At 38.6% G+C, this 12,466-nt stretch carries 11 protein-coding genes; 7 read left to right on the top strand and 4 right to left on the bottom strand.

Features of this window, described 5'->3' with window-relative positions:
• Positions 1-64 precede the first annotated feature (64 nt).
• Positions 65-820: a phosphosulfolactate synthase gene (locus ACQK2H_RS17715; protein WP_425392714.1), complete on the top strand. Its 756-nt coding sequence runs from the start codon at positions 65-67 to the stop codon at positions 818-820.
• Here ACQK2H_RS17715 and ACQK2H_RS17710 read toward each other — a convergent pair whose 3' ends face one another.
• Entirely contained in the window at positions 821-1,435 is a 615-nt protein-coding gene (locus ACQK2H_RS17710) for a hypothetical protein (protein WP_425392713.1), read from the bottom strand.
• 108 nt (positions 1,436-1,543) lie between these two features.
• On the opposite strand from ACQK2H_RS17710, the gene ACQK2H_RS17705 reads away from it, so the two are divergent.
• The 5 genes from ACQK2H_RS17705 to ACQK2H_RS17685 all read left to right on the top strand — a co-directional run bounded on the left by ACQK2H_RS17705 (position 1,544) and on the right by ACQK2H_RS17685 (position 7,736).
• Positions 1,544-2,422 carry a DUF368 domain-containing protein gene (locus ACQK2H_RS17705; RefSeq protein WP_425392712.1) on the top strand — a complete coding sequence of 293 codons (879 nt, stop codon included), beginning with the start codon at positions 1,544-1,546 and terminating at the stop codon, positions 2,420-2,422.
• Positions 2,423-2,473: 51 nt separating this feature from the next.
• Positions 2,474-3,211 (top strand): shikimate dehydrogenase family protein, encoded by a 738-nt coding sequence (locus ACQK2H_RS17700; protein WP_425392711.1) that lies wholly within the window; start codon positions 2,474-2,476, stop codon positions 3,209-3,211.
• A 3-nt stretch (positions 3,212-3,214) separates the two neighbouring features.
• Complete coding sequence (gene uvrB, locus ACQK2H_RS17695) at positions 3,215-5,236, top strand: excinuclease ABC subunit UvrB (protein WP_425392710.1); 2,022 nt, start codon at positions 3,215-3,217, stop codon at positions 5,234-5,236.
• A 101-nt stretch (positions 5,237-5,337) separates the two neighbouring features.
• On the top strand, positions 5,338-6,306 hold the full coding sequence (locus ACQK2H_RS17690) for a ketoacyl-ACP synthase III (RefSeq protein ID WP_425392709.1): 969 nt from the start codon (positions 5,338-5,340) through the stop codon (positions 6,304-6,306).
• A 176-nt stretch (positions 6,307-6,482) separates the two neighbouring features.
• On the top strand, positions 6,483-7,736 hold the full coding sequence (locus ACQK2H_RS17685) for a hypothetical protein (RefSeq protein WP_425392708.1): 1,254 nt from the start codon (positions 6,483-6,485) through the stop codon (positions 7,734-7,736).
• A gap of 9 nt (positions 7,737-7,745) precedes the next feature.
• Here ACQK2H_RS17685 and ACQK2H_RS17680 read toward each other — a convergent pair whose 3' ends face one another.
• Positions 7,746-9,860: a ComEC/Rec2 family competence protein gene (locus ACQK2H_RS17680; protein ID WP_425392707.1), complete on the bottom strand. Its 2,115-nt coding sequence runs from the start codon at positions 9,858-9,860 to the stop codon at positions 7,746-7,748.
• A 283-nt stretch (positions 9,861-10,143) separates the two neighbouring features.
• On the opposite strand from ACQK2H_RS17680, the gene ACQK2H_RS17675 reads away from it, so the two are divergent.
• Positions 10,144-11,013, top strand: a complete 870-nt coding sequence (locus tag ACQK2H_RS17675) for a TlpA family protein disulfide reductase (RefSeq protein ID WP_425392706.1) — start codon at positions 10,144-10,146, stop codon at positions 11,011-11,013.
• Positions 11,014-11,035: 22 nt separating this feature from the next.
• Here ACQK2H_RS17675 and ACQK2H_RS17670 read toward each other — a convergent pair whose 3' ends face one another.
• Together ACQK2H_RS17670 and ACQK2H_RS17665 are read right to left on the bottom strand one after the other, a co-directional pair.
• Entirely contained in the window at positions 11,036-11,470 is a 435-nt protein-coding gene (locus ACQK2H_RS17670) for a GNAT family N-acetyltransferase (protein WP_425392705.1), read from the bottom strand.
• Positions 11,442-12,404 carry a PhoH family protein gene (locus tag ACQK2H_RS17665; RefSeq protein WP_425392704.1) on the bottom strand — a complete coding sequence of 321 codons (963 nt, stop codon included), beginning with the start codon at positions 12,402-12,404 and terminating at the stop codon, positions 11,442-11,444. Before ACQK2H_RS17665 ends, ACQK2H_RS17670 begins: the two co-directional genes overlap by 29 nt.
• Positions 12,405-12,466 lie beyond the last annotated feature (62 nt).

Genomic DNA, 12,466 nt, shown 5'->3' with positions numbered 1-12,466 from the left:
TGATGGTCTAAAGAATATTTGTGATTTTTGGGGCTTGTTTTGAAACGAGCATCAAATTCTATTCATGAATTATAACCTTAATAACCTACCAAAGAGAACCAATAAGCCAAGAACTGAGGGATTTACAATGGTCATGGACAAAGGCTTAAGCCTTAGAGAAGCGGAAGACCTTATTGAAACAAGCGGAGAATACATTGATATTGTCAAGTTTGGATGGGCCACTTCCTTTGTATATCCTAAACTCAAAGAAAAAATTGCCCTTTATAAAGAAGCGGGGATTCCGTCTTATTTCGGAGGAACTTTGTTTGAAGCTTTCATTGTAAGGGATCAGTTTGAGGACTACCAAAGAGTTCTAGATGAATTTGGTCTTGAATTCGCTGAAGTTTCTGATGGGTCTATCGAAATGGATCACGATGAGAAGTGCGAATACATCAGCACCTTAGCTAAGCAGGTAACAGTTTTAAGTGAAGTAGGATCCAAGGATGCTGCTAAAATCATTCCTCCTTACAAGTGGATACAGCAGATGGAAACTGAACTTGAGGCAGGCGCATGGAAAGTGATAGGTGAGGCCAGAGAGAGTGGAAATGTTGGTCTTTTCCGAGATTCAGGGGAGGTGAGACAAGGGTTAGTAGAGGAGATTTTGACTCAAATTCCTGAAGAAAAAATACTGTGGGAAGCCCCGCAGAAAGCGCAGCAGGTTTGGTTTATCAAACTGTGTGGCACCAATGTGAATCTTGGAAATATCGCCCCTAATGAAGTCATTCCACTTGAAACTATCAGACTTGGATTAAGAGGCGATACGTTTAGCCACTTTCTGTAATTATTTTAGAAGAAAACCTATGGTAAACCCTGTGCTAAATGCTATGGGGAAATCACTACCTCCGTTTGAATGACTGTAGCTATATCTTCCTTCCCTTCCGGAAACATAGCCATAGCCAATACCAAAATGGTAATCTAATGTCATGATGTTTGCCAGAATATATTGCCTGCCGTAGGTAATAAGGAATGCAAAAGAAGTAAAGCTCTCTCTTTCAGTTTCAAAACTGTTTCCAAAGAAGTCTCCTACGTCTTCTGTGTACTGTGAGAAGACTATTTCAGGCCGGATGTACTTACCACTTAAAAGGTGTGCTCCCTTTAAATCATCCGTTACAAAATCCGGATTTAATTTAAATTTTGGTCCGCCTTTGATGAAGATGCCGGACTGATGAATGTCATTCGCAGCACCTACGCCCCAGCCAATGATTCCGAGTTTAGCTTCCCATGAAAGCCAGTCCTTAATGTAGCTTTCATAGCCAAAAGTTGAGTTTCCTGTTAGCGGAGAAAAGAACTCAAACTTGATTGCCTTCTTTTTATTCTTGGTATAGTCAGTGTCTATTTCCTGTGAAAAAAGAATAGTTGATGTGAACAGAGCTAGAGTTATGGTGATAAATTTCATAGTGTGTGATTTTTATAATTAGAGATAATTTGAAGGAGATACCCCTAATTTGATTTTTATTTTATCCGGCTTGATATGAAATTTTTCCTATTAGACTAAGTTCGCATTATGATTAATTTCAAGCTTTTCTTTAAAGGAGTGGCAATGGGCTGTGCGGATCTTATTCCTGGAGTTTCCGGAGGAACAATTGCATTGATTACCGGTATTTATGAAGAATTGATTGACTCTATCAAATCATTTGATGGACAAGCAGTTAAGCTATTGTTGAAACGGAAGTTTAACGAACTGTGGTCACGGGTTAATGGTGTTTTTTTGCTCCATGTCTTTGCCGGAATTTTTCTGAGTATTTTTTCACTTTCAAGTGGAATAAGCTTTTTGCTATTGCACCATCCAATTCAGCTTTGGTCATTCTTTTTTGGATTAATATTGGTGTCATCGTTTTATGTGATGCCTCGAACAAAAGAGGTATCTGCTTACGTTTCCTTTTTAATTGGAGCCGTAGCTGCCTTCCTGATCACCTCTCTTACACCGGCCTCAAGCCCTGATCAATTGTGGTTTATTTTCTTGTCAGGTTCTATTGCTATTTGTGCCATGATTCTTCCCGGTATTTCAGGATCATTTATTCTAATACTACTAGCCAAATACGAATACATTCTGAATGCAGTAAAAAGTTTTGACTTAATTACAATTCTGGTTTTTGGGATGGGCTGTGTCATTGGTTTGATTTCCTTTTCAAAACTTATTCATTGGCTTTTGAAGAAATATCGAATCATCACAATGGCTTCTTTGGCAGGATTCATGTTTGGATCTTTGAATAAGATATGGCCATGGAAATTGATTGAAAATGATTTAACAGAAAATGTGTCTCCGTATTTATACACTGAAATTACCGGTATACCTAGTCAGGTCAATTGGTCAATCATTCTATTTATTATAGGAGGCTTGGTAGTGTATTTGCTGGAACGGACAGGAAGAAAGTCTGTTTAAATCAAGCGTAAGTCTGCTGACTTTGTTTTTTCACGATAACTTTAATGATCTATGAAAAGATTTGGTCTCATAGGATATCCGGTTGGGCATAGCTACTCTCAAAATTTTTTTAAAGAGAAATTTGAGAAACTAAAGCTCGATGATCATGCATATGATCTGTTTGAGATGGAATTTTTAAATGAATTCCCTGCTCTTTGGATGAGACATCAAGACCTGGTTGGAACAAATGTAACCGTACCCCATAAAGAAAATGTACTTAAGTATCTGGATCGACAAGATGCCAGTGCAATTAAGGTAGGAGCTGCCAATGTTATTCATCGTAAAAAAGGCAAACTAATAGGATATAACACGGATTACATGGCTTTCAGGGAGTCATTGAGCTCCTGGATCGGAAAGTTTTCCGGAGAGGCTCTGATTTTAGGTACCGGAGGTTCTTCTAAGGCAGTACAGGCCGGGCTTACTGATTTAGATATTCCATTTAATATGGTTAGCCGCAACGCCAATGGTGCCGATTACACTTATGAACAATTGAAATCCAATCCGGAAATCATTGAGCGTTTTGAATTGATCGTCAATACTACACCCTTAGGGATGTATCCGAATATTGCGTCTTCGCCAGACTTGCCTTACCATAAATTAAAGAAAGGTAGCTTTATGTTTGATTTGATCTATAACCCAGAGGAAACAGAATTCTTAAAGCAGGGTAAGATGAATGGGGCAAAAACTAAAAATGGTTTTGAGATGTTGGAGCTTCAGGCCGAAAAATCATGGGATATCTGGAATAGCTAATTAATGGATTTTAAACTCGTCTCTGAATATAGCCCGACAGGGGATCAGCCGGAAGCCATCAGACAGTTAGTGGAAGGCGTGAATGAAGGTGAAGCTGCACAGACGTTACTTGGTGTGACCGGATCTGGTAAAACATTCACAGTAGCAAATCTTATTGAACAGGTTCAGAAACCTACGCTGGTACTTAGTCATAATAAGACCCTTGCCGCTCAGCTTTATGGAGAGTTTAAAAGATTTTTTCCTGAGAATGCGGTTGAGTACTTCATTTCATATTACGACTACTATCAGCCGGAAGCCTACATTCCTACCAGCAATGTTTACATTGAAAAGGACCTCTCGATCAATGATGAGATTGAAAAACTTCGCCTAAGCGCAACTTCTGCACTGCTTTCAGGCAGGAGAGATGTAATTGTGGTTGCCTCGGTATCCTGTATTTATGGTATTGGAAATCCTGAAGAGTTTGGTAAAAATGTGATCAGGCTACAGGAGGGGGACATGATTGCCAGGAATAAATTTCTATTTGATTTAGTAGACATCCTTTACAGCCGGACTGAAGCGGAATTCAAACGAGGCACTTTTCGAGTTAAAGGAGATACGGTGGATGTATTTGTTGCATATGCAGATTTCGCATATCGATTTATCTTCTGGGGAGATGAGATTGAAGCCATTCAACGCATTGATCCTGAAACCGGCGAAAAACAGTCTGATGAACGAATTGTCACAATTTTTCCAGCTAATCTTTTTGTTACCGGTAAAGATCAGCTTCAGGTTGCCATAAAGGAAATTCAGGACGACATGGTAGAGCAGGTTCAGTTTTTTGAAGATGAACGCAGGTTTCTTGAGGCAAAGCGATTAAAAGAGCGGACAGAGTTCGACGTGGAAATGATTCGCGAGATTGGATACTGCTCGGGTGTTGAAAACTACTCCAGATACTTTGATCGAAGAAAGCCCGGAAGTCGACCGTTCTGTTTGCTCGATTATTTTCCTGATGACTACCTCATGATTATTGACGAAAGTCACGTGACTGTACCTCAAGTTCGTGGCATGTGGGGTGGAGATAGGGCACGAAAAGTGAATCTTGTTGACTATGGGTTCAGACTGCCTTCAGCAATGGATAATCGCCCGCTTACTTTCAATGAGTTTGAAGATATGCTGAATCAGGTGGTCTTTGTTAGTGCCACCCCGGCGGAATATGAACTGCGTAAATCTGAGGGTGTCATTATAGAGCAGCTAATACGTCCAACCGGACTTTTAGATCCTGTGATAGATGTGAGGCCTAGTCAAAACCAGATTGATGACTTGATGGAGGAAATTCAGCAGCGAATTGAGCTTGAGGATCGAGTATTGGTAACTACCCTGACAAAAAGAATGGCGGAAGAGCTTACGAAATATTTGCTTAATGCCGGCGTAAAAACGCGATATATACATTCTGAGGTAGATACACTTGATCGTGTGGAAATCTTAAGGGAGCTGCGTCTTGGTGTTTTTGATGTATTGGTTGGAGTGAACCTATTAAGAGAAGGTCTGGACTTACCTGAGGTATCATTGGTGGCCATATTGGATGCTGACAAGGAAGGGTATTTACGAAATGAACGATCATTGGTACAAACAATAGGTAGAGCAGCCCGGAATGATCGTGGTAAGGTGATCATGTATGCAGATAAGGTTACCGGGTCAATGAAGCTGGCTATTGATGAAACCAACAGGCGTAGAAGTATTCAAATGGAATACAATGAAAAGCATGGCATAACTCCACTATCACTCAAAAAAAATAAGGAAGAAATACTGCGTCAGACAGGAGTGGCAGATAAAAAGAAGGGTGCCAGGAAATACTATATTGAAGAGGAGCATACGCTGGCTGCCGATCCGGTTGTATCGTATATGTCTAAAGATCAGCTTAAGAAACTGGCCGATGAAACACGTAAGAAAATGGAGCGTGCAGCCAGGGACTTAGACTTCATGGAAGCCGCCCGCTTAAGGGATGAACTCCAGGAAGTTGAAAAGTTGATAAAAGAAAACAACTAGCTTCTTTGGAAAAGAGAACATCCTGCTTCAACTTGCTTTTGAAATAGATAACATTCCTAAAAGATTAATCTTTTTCAAATCAAAATCCCCCAATATTTGCTATGTCACAAATTACAGCGTTTGGCACTTATGTGCCTGAAAAAGTCGTAGATAACCATTATTTCGAAGAGTTCATTGATACGAATGATGAATGGATCATTTCACGAACAGGAATTAAAACCAGAAGATTTTCCAAAGACGGTGAGTACACCAGCGATCTGGCTGTAAAAGCAGTTCGCGATTTGATGGAAAGCAGTGGTAAAGAGGTCTCAGATGTTGATTTCATTGTGGTTTGCACCACTTCACCGGATCAGCCTATGCCAAATGCTGCTTCCAGGGTTCAGCACAAGCTAGGGATAGAAAATACCGGTTGCAATGATATTTATGCAGCATGTGCTGGTTTTGTGTATGGGCTGCAAATGGCGCATGGGTTCGTTAATTCCGGGGTTTATAAGAAAGTATTGGTAATTGGCGCTGAAACGCTCACCAAAATCATGGATTTGCAAGATCGCACATCTTGTATTCTGTTTGGTGATGCAGCAGGTGCCGCCCTGATCGAGCCGGGGGAGGATGAACACTTCATAGCATTTAACTCCGGCACCAGTGGAGATCTGGGACATGATCTTTATTTGAGTCATAAAAAGAACAGCATCAATGGTGTAGGAATCAACCCTCATGGAAAGATTGTTCAAAATGGAAGATCGGTATTTAAATGGGCAGTGGGCAATATTCCAATAAAAATAAAAGAGCTTGTGGCCAAGGCAGGGATGACTTTAGATGATATAGACTATATCGTGCCCCACAGCGCCAACCTGCGCATTATAGAAGCGATTGTAAAGAATTTAGACTATCCCATTGAAAGAGTTCCTGAAAGCGTTACTGAGTTTGGAAATACCTCTTCTGCCTCTATTCCGCTTGCAATTAAGAAATCGATGGCAAATGGCGGGATTAAAAAGGGAGATACCATTTTAATGATCGGATTTGGCGGAGGGCTGACATTTGCCGGTGCTATTTTAAAATGGCAGATATAAAATAACTCTTTTCTTGGAATTATTTTGGTGAAAAGCCATATGTATATACATTTGTGATACTACTAGGCGGTAGTAAGTTTTTTCCCGATGCTAGTCGGGATTGGTGGTGAACAGAGCGGGCAGGAGTGTCCGCTCTTTTTTTGTGCAATCTCTAATTTTATAATTGTTTAGTTCTAATGAAATATCTCATAAGAATCGTTATTCCTATTTTATTTCTTAATCCAACAGAATCCTTCGGGCAGGTAGAGTTTGAAAAAGGATACTTTCTTGATGCAGAGGGGAAAAGAGTAGAATGCTTAATTAAAAATTTGGGTTGGTTCGAAAACCCAACAAGCTTTGATTATAAATTAAATGAATCAAGTGAAATCTTGACTAGGACCATATCCAACACTAAGGTATTTGCAATTGGTACAGAGGTTAAGTACAAGAAATATATTGTTGAAGTTGATCTTTCAAGTGATAATGTAGATGAATTAACTGCAGATAAGAATCCATCATTTACGGAAAAGGAGGTTTTTTTAAGACAACTGATTGAAGGAGAATTGAATTTATTCAACTACATAGAAGGTAATGTTCAGAGATTTTTTATAAGTAATGAAGAGATTGAACCCACTCAACTTATTTACAAAAGATATCGAGTTGACGCCTTTAACGTTGGAGTAAATAATAAATATAAAGGTCAACTTAAATATTTATTTACTTGTGGTGATAAGATATCAACTCAAAATATCAGTTATGCTAAATCAAGCCTTTTGAATTATGTTAAAAAAGTATATGAATGTAAGGGGTTGAAATATCAACAGTATAGAGAGTCCAATTCTGGCCTTTTTAATGCTAAAGTTAAATTAGGATATAGAATAACAAGTCATACAATAGAAACAGAAAGAGGTTCTGGTGGTTTTGGTAGTAATATCATTAGTGAGGATTTGGATGCCTCCAATGGGCCTGTATTTGGGTTAGAGTTCGAGTATACACTACCGTTTATGAAAAATAAATTAAGTATCCCTTTAAATGTTATATATCAGTCGGCTAGCTATGAAAAGTCTGATACTGAACTTTATCCGAATGACCACACTTTCAGGATGGAGTATTCTTCAATTGAAATATATCCTTCGATTAGATATAATTATTTTTTGAATAAATCATCAAGTTTAGGCTTTTCAGCTGGCTTTGTCATGGATTTGATCCTAAACGATTTGAATCAGCTAGAAATCACTGATGGCACAAAGCCCGTTGTGCTAGATGACCCTTTCTTTGAGACAAATTCAGCAAGTAATTTTATTCTTGCTGCTAATTTCAAAAGTGGAAATTATTATGCTGAAATAAGCTATGGACTTAATAGAAACCTTTCAAACTTCAGTTCTAACTGGAATAGCAAATATTCATATTTGAATTTTATTGTAGGATATACAATCTTCACTTCAAAATAATAGGTAATTCTATTGAAGATTAAGCCTCAAAGCTCCGTCTTCCTTTAGGCTATGTAATGCAACGTCAAATTCTGCTGCCTGGACTTTCATTTTTCTGGAATAGTAGCGTGGATTCTTATTCCCTATGACGACCAATTCAAAATCAAAATGATCTTTTAGCCACTTCAGGCTCTTGACGGATTGATTATTGATGATGATTAAATCAGTATCTATTCTCTTTTTGAAATCAAGGTGGAAGGTTGTAGAATCAAATACAAGTATGCGTTTACTAGCTATAGCTCCACTGTTGATTGTATTCTTTTTTATAAATATTGAATCACTGGTATTTACCAGACTCTCCCGGATAGGTTTGAGATGAGAGGCCAGTCTGTGTGGGTCTATTTGAAAAGAAAGTAACTCCAAGTCCTCACTCTCTTCTAAATCAATGTATAGTTGAGAAGCATGACCATTGATGAAGTCTATCGCTACTTTATCTGCTATTTCGTAAAATATCAACTCTTTTCTTGTGGATTGATTATGATGAGAAATAACTACGGAACCAAGAAAAATTAGTCCTAAACACGCCGAAACAATGAGTGTTTTAAATGATCGATAGTGAAGACCTGCTATTAGAGCAATCACAATCAAGTAGGTAAGAATGAGCCCTGCTCTATCTAAATAAATCCATTCGATTAGACTATTCGGTAAATAATGAACATAGCTAATAATCTCATTGAGTATCCAGATGAATTTTTCAAGTAAAACACCTAGCCAATTACCTAAGAATGGAACCAATGGATCTAATATTATCATTAGAATTCCACCTAAAAGCATCAGAAATGATGAAGGGATAACAATCAGATTGGAAGCCAGAAAATAGGTTGGAAACTGGTGGAAATAGTAAGCAGAGAGTGGGAAGGTGGCTAATTGTGCCGCTATGGATACACAGGTGATCGCCCAGGCCTTGTCTAACAACCAAAAGTTAACATCCAGTAGTCGATACAGTTTTGGCTGGAGGTATACAATGCCAATGACGGCAGCAAAGGATAATTGGAATCCGACTGAGTAAATTAAATATGGATCTATCAAGAGTAAGAAAAATGCAGCAAAGCCAAGCGTATTATAAATATTGCCTTCTCGAGTTGCTATTTGTCCAATGGATATAAATGAGAACATAGTTGCAGCTCTAAGCACAGAAGGACTAAGGCCTGTCATGCATGCATAAATCCAAATGATAATAATACTCACGCCCGCGAATGCAAACTTCCCCCATTTGCCTATTTTCTTTAGCCTGCTAAATAAGAGCTGTATGAGTAGGTATATGATGCCAACATGTAAGCCTGAAACTGCCAATACGTGCATAGCGCCTGCTGAAGAATATGCTTTCTTGATATCATTTTCCAGGTGGTCTTTGATACCAATGAGTAATGCTTTGGCAATTCCTCGCTCCCTATTCGATACGATATTTTCATCAATGATGTTGGAGGCTTGTTGCCGCAGGGTATAAGCAAATTGTAAGAAGACATTCGGTGGCTTGTTGGTTATGAATTTAGTATCATGGCTATTCACAAATGCGTGTGAGTAAATGCCCTGTCTTTCTAAATACTTTTTGTAGTTGAATTCATTGGGATTATCAGGTCCGGGTACAGGATAATACCTTCCAAAGATTACCAATCGATCACCATAGTCAAACAGCTTATTTATCGAATCCTTTCTTACGTATAGGTGAATTGTGCCTGATGCCGGTTGCAGGCTATCGTATTCATCAATTATTGATGCTAGTTCGAAATCATATCGAATATGATTGGTTCGTTCGTTTGGAGGGCTGACAACAGTCCCTGTGAATCCCTCCAGATTAGTTGAAACATTTAAGTAATGTGTGTCAGGGTAGTCATGATATTTGATTTTGGTAAGGCTACCGCCTATCATGAAGATGAGGAGTAGGCTTATGATACCATTGGCATGACGAAGTTTGAAATAGCTGTATTTGCTAGATAAGAATACAGAAACAGATAGCAATAGAAAACCACCTATAAGAACTGCCGGATAGTTACGCCAAATCGCCGGGACTTGATCAAAGGTGAGGATACCAAAGATGAGTGCAAATGTGAATCTGATGAAAGGGTAAGAGTTCCAGAAATACATGCCGTTACATTTCAAAAATGAAATGTAATTCGGAAAAAAGCAATTGGTTATACTATAATTTACGCCAACTAGCGCAAGCGTCCGCTTGTGCCTAACTATTAATGCAGCTATCTGAGCAGAAAGTACAAATTTCGAGATCAGTTAAAACTTTATTTTGTCAGTTTTGCCACAGTACATTAGATTGATTTGCTTATCAGACCTGAATACTGTAAAACTTTGATCCAAAGTATTAAGCTATTGAAGATTTATTGATATGATCATTAAAAAAGTATAGAAAGTGAATATGAGAATCAACACAATAATTAGCTGTGTTTTTACTTTACTTTCTTTTATGTCCTTTGCGCAGGAGAAAGTTCAGCTTAATGAAGGTTTGCCAGAACCATTTCAATCTGTTAAATCATACTTAAAGCCAGATGATGCTAGCTATAAGTTTCTAAATACCGGAAATGATTCATTGCAAGTCGCCTTTGGGACGATTTTATATAATGGTAAAAATGGCTATTGGTCTGGTATACTGATCCATGATAAACCAATAATGTGGAGCCTAGTATCTTTAAGTCCCATATCTAATCAAGTTTATGGTGACACATTAGACTTGGAGTTCAATGATAAATCGCATGTAATTAAAGTTTATGTTACACATAATGCAGTAAGCAACACCGTAAGTTATCAGTGGTTAGGCAATACTGACATTAGTGATGTTGCTTTCGTTCAAAGCCAATCCAATTCGATTATAATTGGTGAAAAAATGCCATTCTTTAAAGTTTCTGGTTTAGACGGAAGTATTATTGAATTGGATGATTTTCAAAATAGTTATCTAGTAATAAATTGGTGGGCAACACAATGCAGACCATGTGTCGTCGAGATGCCAGGCCTTAATAAATTGACTGAAAAATATCGTGATGAGCCGGAGGTTGTTTTTCTTGCCATCTCTCCTGATGACAAACATGTATTAAAATCGTTTTTAGGAAAAAGAGAATTTAGATATAGTCAATCCATTGGATCTAAAGAAACCATTGAGCTCTTTGGAAATAGTTATCCAAAGCATCTCATTATTAATCCGGATGGGAAAGTAGTTTATTTTAGTAGTGGAGGAAGTGAATCGACTTCTGATTTATTAGACTCGGCCCTTGAAGAGCTCTTAATAGAGTAATTGTATCAAAACACGAAGTAGTCTACAACTCCCTCCACATCAAATAATGCATGATCCCACACTCATCAAACTGGTCGCCTTTGGTTTGGAAGCCAAATTTTAAATAGAGTGGCACAGCCTGTAGCTGTGCATGCAGGTAGAGATAGGTACCCTTTTCAGCTTTTTCTGAAATGTCGTCCAATACAGCTTTTACAATAGCAGTTCCCAATCCTTTTCCTCGCCAGCTTTTCTTTGCGGTGAATCGCTCCAGCTTGATGCCTTTTTCAGTGTATCTCCAGCGTGCAGAGCCGATTGGTTCATCGTTTTCATCCAGTGCTACAAAGTGATGAGATTCGTCTTCATACTCATCAAACTCTTCCTCGGTAGCTACTTCTTGCTCTACTACAAAAACTTCCTCCCGAATTTGGAATGATTTCTTTCTAAGTGCTTCACTTGTTGCCGGAATCACCCTGTACATCATATTTATTATAGGCTTTTATGATTGCTTTAACTAGTTTATGTCTGACCACATCCCGGTCATCAAGGGTTACAAACCCAATGCCATTCACATCTTTCAGCACTTTCATCGTTTCGATGAGTCCCGAACTTTGCTTCTTTGGAAGATCTATTTGTGATACGTCACCGGTTATGATCACTTTAGACTGAGGCCCCATTCGTGTCAAAAACATCTTGATCTGCATCGGAGTGGTGTTCTGTGCTTCGTCTAACAGCACATAAGCGTCATTTAATGTTCGACCTCTCATGTAGGCAAGAGGAGCAATTTCTACCACGCCATTTTCCTGATAGTATCGAAGCTTCTCAGCCGGAATCATATCTCTGAGTGCATCATAAATGGGTCTCAGGTATGGATCAATTTTTTCCTTCAAGTCGCCGGGAAGAAATCCCAGGTTTTCGCCTGCTTCTACGGCCGGACGTGTGATAATGATTTTTTTTACTTCTTTGTTCTTCAGTGCTCTGACAGCCAGTGCAACAGAAATGTATGTCTTACCGGTACCTGCCGGGCCAATTGCGAAAACCAGGTCATTTTTCTCAACTGCTGCTACTAATTTTTTCTGATTGACGGTTTTGGGAACAATACGAAATCCACGAGTGCCATGAACCAAAGTGGCTGAATTTTTATCTGCCTCAATGGTATTTTCTTCATTGTCTACAAAGTCTTTTACATTTTCGGTAGTCACCTTGCCATACTCATGGTAATGAGCTAGAAGGGAATTTAAAATCTCATTGATTTTTAGAATCTGTGGGGCAGATCCTTTGATCCTGATTTCATTCCCGCGACTTACTATTTTGCTATCCGGGAAGGCCGTAGCAATGGTTTTGATGTTTTGATTTTCAACCCCCAGAAAGTCAACAAGGGATACGTTTTCAAGTGTAATTATTTTTTCCAGCAATCGATCTTTTTGTTAATGCTTCAAATGTTTGTTTTCTAATAAACTACAATGCTCAAATGAGC

It is taken from the genome of Ekhidna sp. (genome assembly GCF_965228795.1).
GTDB lineage: Bacteria > Bacteroidota > Bacteroidia > Cytophagales > Cyclobacteriaceae > Ekhidna.
The sequence above is the reverse complement of the archived record's forward strand: the minus strand, read 5'-3'. Positions and strand labels throughout refer to the sequence as shown.